14 protein-coding genes are annotated in these 16,123 nt (G+C 68.3%); 9 read left to right on the forward strand and 5 right to left on the reverse strand.

Annotated elements, in window-relative coordinates; genetic code table 11:
* The 5 genes from AC3IFE_RS16200 to AC3IFE_RS16220 form a co-directional block, all read left to right on the forward strand.
* On the forward strand, window positions 1-273 hold a 273-nt coding region (locus AC3IFE_RS16200; protein ID WP_489191128.1), incomplete at its 5' end, for an ABC transporter permease subunit.
* Window positions 274-286: 13 nt separating this feature from the next.
* Window positions 287-1,189 (forward strand): ABC transporter permease, encoded by a 903-nt coding sequence (locus AC3IFE_RS16205; RefSeq protein ID WP_489191130.1) that lies wholly within the window; start codon window positions 287-289, stop codon window positions 1,187-1,189.
* 2 nt (window positions 1,190-1,191) lie between these two features.
* Window positions 1,192-2,184 (forward strand): ABC transporter ATP-binding protein, encoded by a 993-nt coding sequence (locus tag AC3IFE_RS16210; protein WP_489191131.1) that lies wholly within the window; start codon window positions 1,192-1,194, stop codon window positions 2,182-2,184.
* Entirely contained in the window at window positions 2,181-3,200 is a 1,020-nt protein-coding gene (locus AC3IFE_RS16215; protein ID WP_301737376.1) for an ABC transporter ATP-binding protein, read from the forward strand. The genes AC3IFE_RS16210 and AC3IFE_RS16215 overlap by 4 nt, the downstream gene beginning before the upstream one ends.
* Before the next feature lie 165 nt (window positions 3,201-3,365).
* Window positions 3,366-4,838: an OprD family outer membrane porin gene (locus AC3IFE_RS16220; RefSeq protein WP_089470934.1), complete on the forward strand. Its 1,473-nt coding sequence runs from the start codon at window positions 3,366-3,368 to the stop codon at window positions 4,836-4,838.
* Window positions 4,839-4,893: 55 nt separating this feature from the next.
* On the opposite strand, the gene AC3IFE_RS16225 is transcribed toward AC3IFE_RS16220, so the two are convergent.
* The 3 genes from AC3IFE_RS16225 to AC3IFE_RS16235 all read right to left on the reverse strand — a co-directional run bounded on the left by AC3IFE_RS16225 (window position 4,894) and on the right by AC3IFE_RS16235 (window position 8,908).
* The gene (locus AC3IFE_RS16225) at window positions 4,894-5,886 is read right to left on the reverse strand and encodes a DedA family protein/thiosulfate sulfurtransferase GlpE (protein WP_489191132.1); all 993 of its coding nucleotides are present in this window, start codon (window positions 5,884-5,886) and stop codon (window positions 4,894-4,896) included.
* A gap of 154 nt (window positions 5,887-6,040) precedes the next feature.
* Window positions 6,041-6,310 carry a hypothetical protein gene (locus tag AC3IFE_RS16230; protein WP_059581751.1) on the reverse strand — a complete coding sequence of 90 codons (270 nt, stop codon included), beginning with the start codon at window positions 6,308-6,310 and terminating at the stop codon, window positions 6,041-6,043.
* A gap of 270 nt (window positions 6,311-6,580) precedes the next feature.
* The gene (locus AC3IFE_RS16235) at window positions 6,581-8,908 is read right to left on the reverse strand and encodes a phosphocholine-specific phospholipase C (protein ID WP_489191134.1); all 2,328 of its coding nucleotides are present in this window, start codon (window positions 8,906-8,908) and stop codon (window positions 6,581-6,583) included.
* 591 nt (window positions 8,909-9,499) lie between these two features.
* On the opposite strand from AC3IFE_RS16235, the gene AC3IFE_RS16240 reads away from it, so the two are divergent.
* Window positions 9,500-10,000, forward strand: a complete 501-nt coding sequence (locus tag AC3IFE_RS16240; RefSeq protein ID WP_301737373.1) for a GNAT family N-acetyltransferase — start codon at window positions 9,500-9,502, stop codon at window positions 9,998-10,000.
* Window positions 10,001-10,250: 250 nt separating this feature from the next.
* A complete protein-coding gene (locus AC3IFE_RS16245) occupies window positions 10,251-11,846 on the forward strand; it encodes a thioredoxin family protein (RefSeq protein WP_489191135.1) in 1,596 nt (531 codons plus the stop codon).
* Between the two features lie 39 nt (window positions 11,847-11,885).
* On the opposite strand, the gene AC3IFE_RS16250 is transcribed toward AC3IFE_RS16245, so the two are convergent.
* Together AC3IFE_RS16250 and AC3IFE_RS16255 are read right to left on the reverse strand one after the other, a co-directional pair.
* The gene (locus tag AC3IFE_RS16250) at window positions 11,886-12,137 is read right to left on the reverse strand and encodes a DUF4148 domain-containing protein (RefSeq protein ID WP_089470933.1); all 252 of its coding nucleotides are present in this window, start codon (window positions 12,135-12,137) and stop codon (window positions 11,886-11,888) included.
* 315 nt (window positions 12,138-12,452) lie between these two features.
* Window positions 12,453-13,856 (reverse strand): GntP family permease, encoded by a 1,404-nt coding sequence (locus tag AC3IFE_RS16255; protein WP_489191136.1) that lies wholly within the window; start codon window positions 13,854-13,856, stop codon window positions 12,453-12,455.
* 328 nt (window positions 13,857-14,184) lie between these two features.
* Between AC3IFE_RS16255 and AC3IFE_RS16260 the strand changes: the two genes are divergently transcribed.
* Together AC3IFE_RS16260 and AC3IFE_RS16265 are read left to right on the forward strand one after the other, a co-directional pair.
* Window positions 14,185-15,672: a sigma-54 interaction domain-containing protein gene (locus AC3IFE_RS16260; protein ID WP_489191137.1), complete on the forward strand. Its 1,488-nt coding sequence runs from the start codon at window positions 14,185-14,187 to the stop codon at window positions 15,670-15,672.
* Between the two features lie 54 nt (window positions 15,673-15,726).
* On the forward strand, window positions 15,727-16,123 hold a 397-nt coding region (locus AC3IFE_RS16265), incomplete at its 3' end, for a BON domain-containing protein (protein ID WP_489191138.1).

Here is a 16,123-nt window from a genome sequence, read left to right on the forward strand (position 1 = left end):
TCGACGATCGTGCTGCGCCATGCACTCAAACCCGCGCTGATGCCGGTCGTGTCGCTGTTCGGCACCGTCTGCATCACGTCGATCACCGCGGCCGTCGTCACCGAATCGGTGTTCGCGCTGCCGGGCCTCGGGCAGCTCGTCGTGAACGGCGCGATCAACCGCGATTACACGCTGGTGCTCGGTCTCGTCGTGCTGACGACCGTCTTCGCGGTGCTGTTCAACCTGCTGGTCGACCTCGCGTACGCATGGCTCGATCCGCGCATCCGTTATTGAGCGAGGCACAGCGATGACTCCGACCACTCCCGTCGTCGGCCTGCCCGTGCAGACCGATTCGCCGCCGCGTTCGCGCTCGCCGCTCGAGCTCGCGTTCGCGCGCTTCCTTCACAACCGCGCGGCGTTGTTCAGCCTCGCGCTGCTCGTGCTGATCACGCTCGCCTGTTTCGTCGGCCCGTGGCTGCTCGCGGCCGATCCCGCCGTGAGCGACTGGGGCTCGATCAGTCTGCCGCCGACCTGGGCGAACCAGCACTGGTTCGGCACCGACGAGCTTGGCCGCGATCTGCTCGTGCGCACGCTGATCGGCGGCCGCGTATCGATCGAGGTCGGCCTGCTCGGCACGCTCGTGTCGGGCCTGTTCGGCGTCGCGTGGGGCGCGACCGCGGGCTTCGCGGGCGGCCGCGTCGACTCCGTGATGATGCGCGTCGTCGACATGATGTACGCGATCCCGTACCTGCTGATCGCGATCCTGATGATGACCCTGTTCGGCCGCTCGTTCATGCTGGTCGTGCTGACCATCAGCGCGTTCTCGTGGATCGACATGGCGCGCGTCGTGCGCGGCCAGACGCTGTCGCTGCGCAATCGCGAGTTCGTCGACGCGGCGCGCGCGATCGGCGTGTCGCCGACGTCGATCGTGCTGCGCCACGTCGTGCCGAACCTGCTCGGCGTGGTCGTCGTGTATGCCACGGTCTCGGTGCCGAACATCGTGCTGACCGAATCGGTGCTGTCGTTCCTCGGCCTTGGCGTGCAGGAGCCGATGACGAGCTGGGGCGTGCTGATCCAGGACGGCGCGCAGAAACTGGAATCGATGCCGTGGCTGCTGCTGGCCCCGGCCGTCATGCTGTGCGTGACGCTCTACTGCGTGAACTTCGTCGGCGACGGCCTGCGTGACGCGCTCGACCCGAAGGATCGCTGAAGATGGCCGCTCTACTGGAAGTTGAAAACCTCGGCGTGCGCTTCACGCGCAAGGATGCGCCGCCGATCGACGCCGTCAACGGCGTGTCGTTCTCGCTCGAAGCCGGCAAGACGCTCGGCATCGTCGGCGAATCGGGCTCGGGCAAGAGCCAGACCGTGATGGCGCTGCTCGGCCTCCTGGCCGGCAACGGCACGACGACCGGCTCCGCGCGCTACCGCGGCGACAACCTGCTCGACATGGATACGCGCGCGCTGAACGCGGTGCGCGGCGATCGCATCGCGATGATCTTCCAGGATCCGATGACGTCGCTCAATCCGTTCCTGACGATCGAGCGGCAGATGACCGAGACGCTGCAGCTGCATCGCAAGCTGTCGCGCAAGGCCGCGATCAAGCGTGCGATCGAGGCGCTCGAATCGGTGCGCATTCCCGATGCGGCGCGCCGCATCCGCATGTATCCGCACGAGTTCTCGGGCGGCATGCGCCAGCGCGTGATGATCGCGATGGCGCTGTTGTCCGAGCCGGAAATCCTGATCGCCGACGAGCCGACCACCGCGCTCGACGTGACCGTGCAGGCGCAGATCATCGATCTGCTGCGCGAGCTGAACCGCGAGCGCGGCACCGCGATCGTGCTGATCACGCACGACATGGGCGTGGTCGCCGGCCTCGCCGACGACGTGATGGTCATGTATGCGGGCCGCACCGTCGAATACGCGCCGGCCGACTCGATCTTCGCGGCGCCGTCGCATCCGTACACGATCGGCCTGCTCAACGCGCTGCCGCGCCTGACCGACGCGGACGATGCGCCGCTCGTCGCGATTCCCGGCAACCCGCCGATGCCCGGCACCGCGCCGGCCGGCTGCGCGTTCGCGAAGCGCTGCACGTATGCGGAAGAACGCTGCGGCGCCGAGCGCCCGGCGCTCGAAACCTATGGCGCCGCGGGCGCGGTGCGCGCATGCCACCGGCCCCTGGCCGATCTGACGGGAGGTCTGCGATGAGCGTCGATGAACGCCGCCAAGCCGGCGCGACGGACGACACGCTGCTGTCCGTCGACAATCTGAAAGTGCATTTCCGCGTGCCGCTCGGCGGCTATCCGTGGTCGCCGAAGGGCACGCTGCGCGCGGTCGACGGTGTGTCGTTCGACGTCAAGCGCGGCGAGACGGTCGGGCTCGTCGGCGAATCCGGCTGCGGGAAATCGACGCTCGCGCGCGCATTGATCGGCCTCGTGCCGATGACGGCCGGCACCGTGAAATGGCGCGGCCAGGCCGTGGCGCCCGATCACCTGCGCGGCACCGCGATGCGGCGCGAAGTGCAGATGATCTTCCAGGATCCGCTCGCCTCGCTCGATCCGCGCATGACGATCGAGCAGGTCGTCGCCGAGCCGCTCGTCACGCACCACCCGGGCCTCGGCCGTGCCGAAGTGCGCCGCCGCGTGATCTCGATGCTCGAACGCGTCGGCCTGAATGCGCATCACCTGCTGCGTTATCCGCATGAGTTTTCCGGCGGGCAGTGCCAGCGCGTCGGCATTGCGCGCGCGCTGATCAGCGAGCCGAAGCTCGTGATCTGCGACGAACCCGTCTCGGCGCTCGACGTGTCGATCCAGGCGCAGATCGTGAACCTGCTGCGCGATCTTCAACGCGAACTGTCGTTGTCCTATCTGTTCGTCGCGCACGATCTGGCGGTGGTGAAGGCCATCAGCCAGCGCGTGCTCGTGATGTATCTCGGCCGCGTGATGGAGTTCGGCACGCGGCATGACGTGTACGGCGTGCCGCAGCACCCGTACACGAAGGCGCTGCTCGATGCGGCGCCGACGCCGGAGCCGGCGCGCGAGCGTGCTCGCCGTCCGATGCTGCTGGCGGGCGAGATGCCCTCGCCGCTCAACCCGCCGTCCGGCTGCGCGTTCCGCACGCGCTGCCCGGTCGCGATCGACGCGTGCGCGCAGGACGTGCCGCTGCCGGAAGTGCGGCAGGGGTCGGCGGCGCGCGTCGCGTGCATCCGCGCGGGCGCGGCGTGATGTGAAGTGACGCAGCACACATAACCAAGGCAGGTCAACAGGGGTAGGTGCGGCGCGAACGATCTTCGCGCCGCGGGTACAGGCGCGTCCTTAGCCGGGCTCGCCGGGGGGCTGGGAGCGGATCGCGACCGGCGTGGACGATATCAACACAAGACGAGAATGACGATGAAACAGCAGAAGAAGATCGGGACGGCATCGAAGATGCTGCTTGCCTGGGGGCTGCCGGCGCTTGCCGGCGTCTCGCTGACGGGCGTCGCGCACGCCGACGACGCGGCGCCGGCGCCGCTGACGGTCGCGCAGGCCGCACCGGCCGCCGGGTCGGGCGCATCCGTTGCGCAGGCAACGACGCCGAACGCGATTGTCAACGCCGAGGCGACCCAGGCCGTCACGCCGCCCGACGAGCCGTCGGCACAGTCGAAATCGAATGGCTTCATCGCCGACAGCCATCTCGACTTCCTGTTCCGCAACTATGCGGACGTGCTCGACAGCAAGGGCGGGCCGCATCGCCATGCGTGGGTCCAGGGCGCGATGGCGAACTTCGAGTCGGGCTACACGACCGGCCTGATCGGGATCGGCTTCGATGCGTCGCTGTATGCGGCGCTGAAGCTCGACGGCGGCCAGGGCGCCGGCAGCATGGTGCACATCGCGAAGGGCGGCGGCGGCGGCAACCAGCTCGCGTGGGCGTATCCGGGCATCTACGACATCAAGGCGCGCATCTCGAACACGGTGGTCAAGTACGGTCTGCAGGCCGTCGACAACCCGTTCATGGAGCAGCACGACAACCGCGCGCTGCCGCCGACGTTCCTCGGCGCGACGCTCGTCAGCAATGAATTCAAGAACGTGATGCTCGAGGCCGGCAGCTTCACGAAGACCGACGCGCGCGGCCATACGACGCTCACCAACCTGACGACGCAGTACGGCGGCACGCGCATCAATCGCCTGTCGTACGTCGGCGGCACGTGGGACTACTCGCCGAACGGCGAAGTCGCGCTGTACGCGAACCAGGCCGACGACGTGTGGCACCAGTACTACGCGTCGGTGAAGCACAGCATCGGCAGCCCGCAGACGATCAAGTGGACCGGCTTCGGCAACGTCTACTCGACGCACGACACGGGCGATGCGCTGCAAGGCAAGATCAACAACAACGCGTACAGCCTGTCGCTCGCGGCGCAGCATGGCCCGCATGAACTGCTGCTCGGCTTCCAGCACGTGCTCGGCGACCAGTTCTTCGACTACCTGAACGAAACGAACGGCATCTTCCTGACCAACTCGATGGACGTCGACTACAACGCGCCGCACGAAAAATCGCTGCAGCTGCGTTACACGTTCTACGGCAAGGAAGCGGGCCTGCCGGGTTTCAAGGCGATGGTGTGGGGCGTGACGGGCTGGGGCGCGGACGGCAGCGCGGGCGCGGCCAACGACCCGAGCAAGTCGAGCATCTACTGGAGCAACGGCGCGCCGGTGCAGGGCCGTCACCACGAGTTCGGCTTCATCCCGTCGTACACGTTCCAGAGCGGCAAGCTGAAGAACACGAAGGTCACGTTCATCGCGATGTGGCACAACGGCTCGGCACACTACTCGGACGCGACGAACACCGAGTACCGTCTGGTCGTGAACCTGCCGCTGCACGCGTTCTGATGGAACGGGGACGCACGTCCCCGGTGTCGTACACGCCGGCCTGCGATCGGTGCGATCAGGCCGGCTTGTGCCAGCCCGCTACGGAATCGTTCGCGGCGGGCGTCTCTTCCACGAGCGCCGTGAGCTGGCGGCCCGTATCGCGCCATGCGTCGAGGCCGCCGCGCAGCGCGAGCGCATCGGTGAAGCCTGCATCGAGCAGGCGCTTCGCCATCAGCGCGGCCGTCACCTCGTTCGGGCACGAGCAATACACGACGAATTTCTGCGTGAGCGGATAGCGCGCGACCATATCGCCGATCTGGCGCTCGTCGGCGAACTGCGCACCGGGAATCGTGAACGGGTCGAGCTTGCGATGCTCGGGCGAGCGCACGTCGAGCACCACCGGGGCGGTGGCGTCGCGCAGCAGCACGTCGAGCTCGTCGACGCCAATCCGCGCGTTCGCGAGCTGGCGGATCAGCGCACGGCGGCGCATCCACCGCACGGCCGCATAGACCGCGAGCAGCGCGACGATGACCACCAGCACCGCGCGGCCGAGGCGGCTCGCGCCGGCGAACAGCCAGTCGATCTGCCGGTAGAACACGAGGCCGGCGCCCAGCCCGACGATCGTCCACAGCGCGGCGCCGAGCGCGTCGTAGCCGGCGAACGTGCGATAGCGCGTGCCGAGCGCACCGGCCATCGGCACGGACACCAGCGACAACCCCGGAATGAAGCGCGCGACCGCGAGCACGCGCACGCCGTAGCGGCCGAAGAAGCGCTCGGTCTTTTTCACGCAGGTATCGCGCGACAGAGACAGCCGGCAGATCGTTTTCAGCGTCGTGCCGCCGTAACGCCGCCCGGCCACGTACCAGACCGTGTCGCCGATCAGCGCGCCGAGCACCGCCAGCACCACGACCGTCACGAGCTGCGAGCCGATCATCGCCGGATGCATCGCGGACATCGCGCCGAACAGCACGAGCGTCGGCATCGCGGGCACCGGCAGGCCAATGGCCGCCGCGAGCACGTTGGCGAATACGAGAAGCGGCCCGTACTGGGCGACGAGGTCACGGAGCATGACGGCTGGCCGAAAAGGAAACGCGTGGGCGGGAAACGCAGACAGACCGATTATCGGCCTTTTTCAAGACAGCGGCGGGAATGACGCAAAGCGCCTGACGGCGGCAGGGGGATGCGGGTGAGCCGACGCATTGCACGCGGCTCACCGTTCGGAATCAGGAAGGCGTACGGGCGAGCGATGCGGCGCCGTGGTTTTCGCCGGGCAGCTCGGCGCCGTGCGAGCGGATCGCCGCGATCAGTTCGGCCGGCGTGATCTCGTAGCGGACCTCGCGGTGGATGCCCGGCTTGCGTTCGTCGACCTCGATCAGCAGCACGCTCTTGCCGTCGCCCGTGGCTTCGAGCCGGAGCGAGCGCAGTTCGCGGCCGTCGGCCGCGTCGTGTTCGGTGAGCAGGGTCATTGCCCCGGATGAGCCGGTAGTGCGCATCGAACCTATCCTCGTGTCGTGGATGCCGTAGCGGCAAAGATGTCTTTGTTGAATACAGCTTGACGCAGTTTAACGCGAACGGGCCGCGGCACGGAGCATTTTCGTGGGGCTGAAAAGAGGGTTATACCACCGATCCTTCTGAAGTTTGAGCCGCGCCGGGCGGGCGTCTCCGCCGGATCGGGGACCGGCCGAACCGGTACCCGAACGGCGTTCGCGGCCACGCCGGCGTGGGCGGCGACACGCGTCGCGCCGCGCGTCGCCGCGGCGGCGTCAGAAGCGGTCGGCGAGCCCCATCGCCGGGTCGCTCACCGAGTGGCGGCCGGTTTCCACGCGGCCGGCCACGCGGCGCGAGAAGCTCGCGTCGCTGTCGGCGGTCACGATGAAGTCATACCAATGGCCGGTCGAGTCGAGCTTCCAGTGCAGTTCGGACTGGTCGCCGGCATGCACCGTGACGGTCCATGCAGTGCCGGCGCCATGGCCGTTCTCGTTGCCGTGGCCATGACCGTGATCGTCGTGTCCGCCGCGCCCGGACAGCGGCCCGTAGACCTGGTTCGACTTGACCGTGAAGCGGACCGTGCCGCCGCCGTCGTTGCGCAGCCGCAGGTGGAGGTTGCCGCTCGCGCCCGCATAGCCGACGCGCACTTCCGGCTGCGGCGCGCGTGCCCCGGCCACGCGGCTCAGGTCGCCGGTGAAGCGGCGGTGAAAGCCGTTCGGGCCGAGCACCCACAGGTCATATTTACCGCCATCGTCGGCGCGCGCGGCCCAGTCGCCGTGCAGCTTCTTGCCCGGCTCGACGACGTAGCGCCGCGGCAGCCGGTCGAGGTGCAGCTTGTCATAGACGTGGAACACGGCGGCGGCGCGGCCGGTGTTCGCGAACTTGAGCGTGACCGTGCCGGCGCCGGCATCGGTGCGCGCGCTCGCGTGCAGCTCGTACGGCAGCGCGCGCGACGGACGCACGCCGGTGGCCTGCGCGGGCGGCGCGGGTGTGGCGGGCGGCACGATCTTCGGCGCGGTTTGCTGCGCGGCGCTCAGTGCGTCGACCTGGCTTTTCGTCGTTCGGCCCGCGAGCGTCGGCAGCGGCTCGTCGTTCGGCGTGCGGAAATTGAATGCGCTCGTCAGGTCGCCGCACACCGCGCGGCGATACGCGCCGATCTGCGGCTCCGCGACGCCGAAGCGTGTCTCGAGGAAGCGCAGCGTCGACGTATGGTCGAACACCTGCGAATTGACCCAGCCGCCTCGGCTCCACGGCGACACGATCCACATCGGCACGCGCGGGCCCGGCCCGTACGGACGGCCGTCGGCCAGCGGCTGGCTCGACGTGGCCGGCGCGAAGTCGTGGTACTCGGCCGCGACGTCGGCGGCCGACAGCGTATGGCCGCCCGCGAGCGTGCCGTCGGCGTTGCGCGACGGCACGGCCGGCGACGGCATGTGATCGAAGAAGCCGTCGTTCTCGTCGTAGTTGACCAACAGCACGGTCTTGCTCCAGACCTCCGGGTTCGCCGTCAGCGCGTCGAGCACGGCCTGCACGTACCAGCCGCCTTGCGCGGGGCTCGACGGCCCCGGGTGTTCGCTGTACGCGGAAGGCGGAATGATCCACGACACTTCCGGCAGCTTGCCGTTGCGGATGTCGTCGCGAAACGTTTCGAGAAAGCCGTATGGCATCGTGTTGCCGAAGCCCTTCGCGAGCGGGCTCAGCGGATCGTCGATCGCCGGGTCGTAGAACGCGCCGGCCGCCGTCACCGGCTGCGTGATGTCGGTCGCCGCGACGTACGCGGGCCGGCGCGCGGCCGGCATCTGCTCGATCGCCGCGCGCCAGTGGCGGAAGCTCATCATTTCGTTGCAGCCGAAGTTGTCGATCAGGCTCTGGTAGACCTTCCAGTTAACGCCGGCCTGTTGCAGCCGGTCGGCATAGGTCGTCCAGGTCCAGCCCTGGCTCGACGGGCCGATGTCGTTGCCTCCGTTGAACTGGTTGTTCAGCGCGGCGATCTTCACGCGGCTGCCGTCGGCCGGGCTGATGCCGTTCGGGCCGTTGGTGCCGCTCCAGTAGAACAGGCGGTTCGCGATCGTGCCCGTGTGCATCCCGCAGTGGTAGTGGTCGCACAGCGTGAACGCATCGGCGAGCGCGCGCTGGAACGGCACTTCGGCCGCGTCGTAATAGCCCATCGACAGCGGCGTCTTCGCGTCGGGCCAGCGGTTCATCCGGCCGTGATCCCACGCGGCCTGCGCATCGGCCCACGTGTGCGGCGTGCCGCCCGCGCGCTGCGCGTTGCCCTGCCGCGCGTCGAGGTGATACGGCGTCACGGTCGCGGCGGGCGTCCCCTTCGTGTACGCCTGATAGAACACGTCGCGGCCGTTCGGCGACGGCACCGCGAAGCGGTCGCCATAGCCGCGCACGCCCTTGAACGTGCCGAAGTAGCTGTCGAACGCCCGGTTCTCCATCATCAGCAGCACGACGTGCTTGACGTCCTGGATGGTGCCCGTTTCGTGGAAGGCGGGAATGGCGAGCGCGCGGCGGATGCTCGGCGGAAACGCGGACAGCGCAGCGGCGGCGAGGCCGGAACCGGCGGTCTGCTGAAGGAATTTGCGGCGTGACGTCATGGCGTTCGGATCCTGTGAGGGTGGAAGCGTTCGTGAGTGCGTCTGGTGGTGCCCGGGCGTTTTCCCGCCCCGGGGCGAGCGCCGATGCGTGCGCGTTCGGGGCGTCGGCCGCGTGTCGCGGCGCTGCGGGCATCGCACGCGATGCCCGACGCCCGACGTCGCGCGGATGCCGCGGCCTCGTCGCCGCGATCCCGTGCGCCGCGCGCTCGTGATGCGCGGCGCAGGTGTCGGCACACACCGGCCCGGCGCATGCCGGACTGGGGCGGCGCCCAGTCTAGGGAGGCGACATGACGTCGACGTGATGAAGAAATGACATCGCATGCCGCGCACGTGACGTTGCGTATGCAACGATGCGGCGCAGCGCGATGCGAAGTGGAAAGCGGTCGGAAATTACCGATCGCCGCAGGTGTGACCGGTCAGAATTTTCCGGATCTTCTGGGATGGCGGGAACGCGTTTCGTTGCGGATGCAACCTGACGTGCGACCGCGTGACCCCCGTGTTTCAAATGCATGAAATCGGCTAAGCTCGATGCGTTGCTGCGCGCCTGCGCAGCCCGCGCTTTCGGCGCGACTTTTCGGAACCGGCCCACCCATGACCGATATCAGGATCCGGCACAGCGAGACGCACGACGTCGACGCGATCCGGCAAATCGCCGCGCATCCCGCGGTGTACATGAATACGTTGCAGCAGCCGTTTCCGTCGCTCGAAAAATGGCGGAAGCGGCTCGACACCATACGCGAGCACGGCGTGAGCCTCGTCGCCGAAATCGACGGTACGGTGGTTGGCCATCTCGGCCTGCATCCCGAGCCGAATCCGCGCCGGCGCCACGCGGCGGCGCTCGGCATGATGGTCGACGCGGCCCGTCACGGGCGCGGCATCGGCGGCCGGCTGCTCGCGGCCGCGATCGATCTCGCGGAGAACTGGCTGAACGTCACGCGTCTCGAGCTGACCGTGTTCACCGACAACCGCGCGGCGATCGCGCTCTACGAGAAACACGGTTTCCGTATCGAGGGCGAATCGCCGGATTACGCATTGCGCGACGGCGTGCACGCGTCCGTGTATCACATGGCCCGGATCAAGGCGCGGCAATGAAAGGCCGGCCGTCGCGGACGTGACGGCATACGCTGCCGCGCGTCATATCCAATCGAGAATTCGTTCGTTTTCCTTCGGCTGTACCCGTCGTATCGTCGAACGATTTGCCGGTCGCCGCGGCCGGCTTCGCTTTTCCGTATCGATGCATGCGCGGCGCTGCATGTCGGCTGGCCTCATCGTCATCGCTTCACGGCCCTCGTTGCGTGCGCGGCATCGCCCTGAAACCGTCTTTTCAACGGAACCCGCTTCGATGAAAACCGTTCTCCGCAATCTCGCCGCCGCCTGCCTGTTCGTTGCCGCCGGTGCGGCGCTTGCCGCCGCCACGCCCGCGGGCGCCCCGGCGACGAGCGCATCGTCCGGCGGTGCGCATCTGCCGCCCGGCATCACGTGGCAACACGGCGACGTCGATGCCGCGTTCGCGCTCGCGAAGCGCGAGGGCAAGCCGCTGCTGCTGTACTGGGGCGCGGTATGGTGCCCGTCGTGCAACCAGGTGAAGTCGACGATCTTCAGCCAGCAGGCATTCAAGACGCGCTCGTCGTTCTTCGTGCCCGTGTATCTCGACGGCGATACCGAAAGCGCGCAGAAGCTCGGCGAACGTTTCAAGGTGCACGGCTATCCGACGATGATCCTGTTCCGCCCCGACGGCACCGAAGTGACGCGGCTGCCCGGCGAAGCCGATCTCGACCGCTACATGCAGGCGCTGTCGCTCGGGATGACGGCCGCGCACCCGGTGCGGCAGACGCTCGCGACCGCGCTGAAGAACGGCGCGGCGCTGACGCCGGACGAATGGCGCCTGCTGGCCGACTATTCATGGGATACCGACGGCGCGCTGCCGGTGCCGGCCGATCGCGTCGCGGAGACGCTGCAGTCGCTCGCGCAACGCGCGCGAGCGGCCGGTGCGAAAGCCGAATCGGCGCGCTTCGCGCTGAAGTCGGCGGTGGTTGCCGCGTCGGACGACCCGACGCAGGCCGGCGCGCTCGACAAGGCCGCGCTCGCCGATTCGCTGCGCACGGTGCTGCATGATGCGGCGCTGTCGCGGGCCGATTCGGACGTGCTGGTCGCGGCGCCCGCGCGCGTGGTCGCGTATCTCGGCCGCGACGACGCGCAGCGCACGAAGTTGCGCGGCGCGTACGACACGGCGCTCGCGCGCCTGTCGACCGATACCACGCTGTCGTCGATCGACCGGCTGATGGCGCTGCACGGTCGCGTGCTGCTCGCGCGCGGCGACGCGCGCAACGGCGCACCGCTCGCTGCGCCGGCGCTGGCCGACACCGCGCGCAAGCAGATCGCCGCGTCGGAGCAGGGCGCGGCGAACGCATACGAGCGGCAGGCGCTCGTGAGCGAAGGCGCGGACACGCTGACCGACGCGGGGCTGTACGACGAATCGGATGCGTTGCTGAAGGCCGAGTTGCCGCGTTCGTCCACGCCGTATTACTTCATGTCGGGACTGGCCGCGAACGCGAAGGCGCGCGGCGACAAGGCGGCCGCGCTCGACTGGTATCGCAAGGCGTACGACGCGGCGAGCGGGCCGGCGACGAAGCTGCGCTGGGGCGCGACTTATTTCGCGAACGCGGTCGAACTGGCGCCGGACGATTCGGCGCGCATCGAAGGGATTGCGGCCAGCGTGCTCGCGCAGGCCGGCAAGACCCGGGACGCGTTCTACGGCGCGAACCTGCGCGCGCTGACCAAGGTCGTCACGCAGCTGAACCGCTGGCGCGGCAGCGGCGCGTACGATGCGTCGGTTCGGTCGGTCGTCAGGCAGTTCGACGGCGTGTGCGGCAAGCTGCCTGCCGGCGATCCGCAGGCAGCCGCGTGCGCGAAGCTGATTCAGCCCGTGAAGGCGTAACGGGGCGGGGAAGAATCGTCGGGCGGCCTGGACGACGGATTACCGGCCCGACTCCGACGATGCGCCGCGATCGCTGCCGTATCCGGCGTCATGCTCGCGGGCGATCTTCGCTTCGGCGGATACGATGCTGGCCGGGTAGAACCAGTCGCTCGACTGGAAGCCGGCCTGCTTGAGCGCCTTGACCTCGGCATGAACCTGCGCGCGCGTGAGCGGTGGGTTCGACTGGGCCTGTGCGGCGAACGGGGCCGAGACGGCCAGGGCGAGGGCAACGGCTTGGATCAGGCGCTTCATGATCGGGACCTCCACGATTCCGGTGAATCGCAGCGCTTCGTTCGTCGAAGCGCCGTGCGACGTTGAAATCAGTGTAGGCCGCGGCGGGCGCGCGAAAAATGCGATCGCGGCCAACGCAGTGTTTTGCTGCGGGTAACAATGGGTTTGGGGGCGCGGTCGAGTGACGGCCCGGATGCCCGCCGACGTATTGAATCGGCGGGCACGGAAATGAAATCGGACCGGATGCGCATTCCGGAATTCTTTCCGGTGCGCATGCGGTCCGATCTTGAAAGGCGACGGCGTGCGGCGTATGAAGTGCCGCCTGAATGCCGAGGCTTACACGAGCCCGGTCGCGTAGTACACGGCGATCACGAAGAACACCGCGAGCGTCTTGATGACGGTGACCGCGAAGATGTCGCGATACGACTCGCGGTGCGTGAGGCCCGTGACCGCGAGCAGCGTGATGACCGCGCCGTTGTGCGGCAGCGTGTCCATGCCGCCGCTCGCCATCGCGACGACCCGGTGCAGCACCTCCATCGGGATGTTGGCGGCCTGCGCGCCCTTGATGAACAGGTCCGACATCGCGGCGAGCGCGATGCTCATGCCGCCGGACGCCGACCCCGTGATGCCCGCGAGCGAGCTGACCGATACGGCCGCGTTGACGAGCGGGTTCGGGATGCTCTTCAGCGCATCGCTGACGACGAGAAAGCCCGGCAGCGCGGCGATCACGCCGCCGAAGCCGTATTCCGACGCGGTGTTCATCGCGGCGAGCAGCGCGCCGGCGACGGCGGCTTTCGAGCCGGCCGCGAAGCGGCCGCTGACGCGCTTGAACGCGGTCAGCACGACCAGCACGATACCGAGCAGCAGCGCGGCTTCGACCGACCAGATCGCGACGACCGTCTTGATCGACGTGGTGATCAGCGCGTGCACGCCCGGCAGCACTTCCGGCGCGACCGTGTACGACGCGGCGCCGTACCACTGCGGGATCAGCTTCGTGAACGCGAAGTTCGACACGCCGACGAGGATCAGCGGCAGGATCGCCAGCGCGGGATGCGGCAGCGCCTTCGCCTCGACGCGCTCCGGCTCGTTGACGAGCGACGTGCCGTAGCCTTCGCCCTTCGCCATCGCGGAACGGCGGCGCCATTCGAGATAGGTGAGGCCGACGACGATGATGAACAGCGAGCCGATCGTGCCGAGCGCGGGCGCGGCCCACGCGGTCGTCTTGAAGAACGTGGTCGGGATGATGTTCTGGATCTGCGGCGTGCCGGGCAGCGAATCCATCGTGAACGAGAACGCGCCGAGCGCGATCGCGCCGGGCATCAGCCGTTTCGGGATGTTGCTCTGGCGATAGAGTTCGGCCGCGAACGGATAGACCGCGAACACCACGACGAATAGCGAGACGCCGCCATAGGTGAGCAGCGCGCACACCGCGACGATCACCGCATTCGCGCGCGAGCGGCCGATGTAGCGGATCGCCGCATGGACGATGGACTCGGAGAACCCGGACAGCTCGATCACCTTGCCGAATACGGCGCCGAGCATGAAGACCGGGAAATACAGTTTGACGAAGCCGACCATCTTCTCCATGAAGATGCCGGAAAAGACGGGTGCGACGGCGGCGGGTTCGGTCAGGAGCACCGCGCCGAGCGCGGCGATCGGCGCGAACAGGATCACGCTGTAGCCGCGATACGCGGCAAACATCAGGAACGCCAGCGCGGCGAGGACGATCACGAAAGACAAGGGAGTCTCCTAAAAGCTTGGAATGGCTTTGGTTGTTGTTCGATCGCGCGATGCGCCGCGGACCAGCTCGGTTCGTGCAGGTTTCGTGCCATCGGCCGGATTGCGCCGCCGGACATGGGTCCGCCGGCGGCCGGCGGGCCCGCGCCGGTCCAGGTCTGACGATTCTTACATAAAACGTCTCCATCCGGAGACGTTTCGGCCATCCGGCCAACCCACGAAATCGTGCAGGGCTTTCCCGGATAACGCATTGCGGCGTGTCTCCAGAGTGAGATAATCCGTCTCGCTCCGGAGATATCCGGTCGACAATATATAGGGAGACGACGACACGATGATGAACGACTGGGCCCGCCTGCCCGTCAACTACGGCGACGTGCTGCGGCGCGCTGCCGAGTCGCTGTTCCGGACCTTCGAGGATTCGAGCGCGGGCACGGTGGTCGTCGATCGCGACGCGCGCGTCGTGTGGATGAACGAGCGTTACGCGGCGCGCTTCGGATTCGCCGATCCGCAGCAGGCCGTCGGCCTCGACTGCGAGGCCGTGATCCCGAACAGCCTGATGCGCGAGGTCGTATCGACCGGCCAGCCGATCCTGCTCGACATCATGGAGACGGGCCGCGAGCCGCTCGTCGTCACGCGCCTGCCGTTGAAGAACGAGGCCGGCGAGACGGTCGGCGCGATCGGCTTCGCGCTGTTCGATCAGTTGAAGACGCTCACGCCGATTTTTTCCCGCTATGCGCAGCTTCAGCAGCAACTGATCGCGACGCAGCGCTCGCTCGCGCAGGCGCGCCGCGCGAAATACACGTTCGCGAGCTTCGTCGGCACGAGCGTCGCGAGCCTCGAGACCAAGCGCCAGGCGCGCCGCGCGGCGCAGGTCGATTCGCCGGTGCTGCTGCTCGGCGAGACGGGCACCGGCAAGGAACTGCTGGCTCACGCGATTCACGCGGCGTCGGCGCGTGCGCTCCAGCCGCTCGTGACCGTCAACGTCGCCGCGATTCCCGACACGCTGCTCGAAACCGAATTCTTCGGCGCGGCGCCCGGCGCGTACACCGGCGCCGATCGCAAGGGCCGCGTCGGCAAGTTCGAGCTGGCCGATCGCGGCACGCTGTTTCTCGACGAGATCGGCGACATGCCGCTGCCGTTGCAGGGCAAGCTGCTGCGCGTGCTGCAGGACAAGGAGTTCGAGCCCGTCGGCTCGAACCGGATCGTGCGCGCGGACGTGCGCATCATCGCCGCCACGTCGGCCGACCTGCCGGCGCTCGTGGCGGCCGGGCGTTTCCGCGCGGATCTCTATTACCGGCTGAACGTGCTGACGATCCATGCGCCGCCGTTGCGCGAACGCGCATCCGACATCGCGGCGCTCGTCTACGCGGCGCTCGAGGAACTGGCCGCGCAGCACGGGCGCGCCGCGCACTGCGAGCTGACCGACGATGCGCTGCGGATGCTGTGCGCGTATCCGTGGCCCGGCAACGTGCGCGAGTTGCGCAATACGCTCGAACGCGCGCTGATGCTGTCGGACCGTTCGGTGATCGATGCGCGCGCGCTCGCGCCGTTTCTCGGGCCGGTGCGCATCTCGCCGGACAGCGCGGTGCCGGCGCAGCGGGTTGCGGCGGCGCCGGCCGAGCAGCGCGCGGGCGATGCGTCGACGGCCTCCGGTGCGCCGGTCGCTTCGTATGCCGATGCGCTGGCGGCGTGGGAGCGCCAGTTCCTGACCGATGCGCTGGCGGCCTGTGACGGCAAGGTCATTGAAGCGGCCGCGCGCATCGGCATCGGCCGCGCGACGCTGTACAAGAAACTGGCGGCGCTCGGTATCGAGCGGTAGGTCGATCGGCGACGCCGATGCGGCCCGATGTAACCCATCGAACAGGAGGTCACGATGAAGCGGATCGGCTTCGCCGGGTGGTTGACCATGTTGCTGACGAGCGCCGCGCTCGCGCAGGCCGACAACACCGACGCGCCCGACGCATCTGATGCGCGGCGCAACTGGTACAACGATCCGTTCGTCGCGCTGTCGCAGGACGTGGCCGAATGCCCGTTGCCGCTCGGCCCGTGGATGACGCGCGCTGAGATGACCGACGATGCGCACTACCGCGCCGAACGCGGCACGACCTGCTGGCTCGCCCATCGCTGCACGAAGCCGAACTCGTATATGTATGACGCGTCGATCGCCGATGCGGCGAAGGCCCGCTTCGCCGGCTCCGATCGTCTGCGCGGCACGAGCCTGTGGATCACCGTGCAGCGACGTTTCATCTACGTCGAAGGATGCGCGGACA

It is taken from the genome of Burkholderia sp. APQ4-4ca (assembly GCF_057837105.1).

Coding starts and splice junctions, on each gene's coding strand:
- AC3IFE_RS16250 (WP_089470933.1), bottom strand. CDS start 12,137: ATGAAGCGCCTGATCCAAGCCGTTGCCCTCGCCCTGGCCGTCTCGGCC.
- AC3IFE_RS16210 (WP_489191131.1), top strand. CDS start 1,192: ATGGCCGCTCTACTGGAAGTTGAAAACCTCGGCGTGCGCTTCACGCGC.
- AC3IFE_RS16245 (WP_489191135.1), top strand. CDS start 10,251: ATGAAAACCGTTCTCCGCAATCTCGCCGCCGCCTGCCTGTTCGTTGCC.
- AC3IFE_RS16205 (WP_489191130.1), top strand. CDS start 287: ATGACTCCGACCACTCCCGTCGTCGGCCTGCCCGTGCAGACCGATTCG.
- AC3IFE_RS16230 (WP_059581751.1), bottom strand. CDS start 6,310: ATGCGCACTACCGGCTCATCCGGGGCAATGACCCTGCTCACCGAACAC.
- AC3IFE_RS16225 (WP_489191132.1), bottom strand. CDS start 5,886: ATGCTCCGTGACCTCGTCGCCCAGTACGGGCCGCTTCTCGTATTCGCC.
- AC3IFE_RS16260 (WP_489191137.1), top strand. CDS start 14,185: ATGATGAACGACTGGGCCCGCCTGCCCGTCAACTACGGCGACGTGCTG.
- AC3IFE_RS16215 (WP_301737376.1), top strand. CDS start 2,181: ATGAGCGTCGATGAACGCCGCCAAGCCGGCGCGACGGACGACACGCTG.
- AC3IFE_RS16240 (WP_301737373.1), top strand. CDS start 9,500: ATGACCGATATCAGGATCCGGCACAGCGAGACGCACGACGTCGACGCG.
- AC3IFE_RS16220 (WP_089470934.1), top strand. CDS start 3,366: ATGAAACAGCAGAAGAAGATCGGGACGGCATCGAAGATGCTGCTTGCC.
- AC3IFE_RS16235 (WP_489191134.1), bottom strand. CDS start 8,908: ATGACGTCACGCCGCAAATTCCTTCAGCAGACCGCCGGTTCCGGCCTC.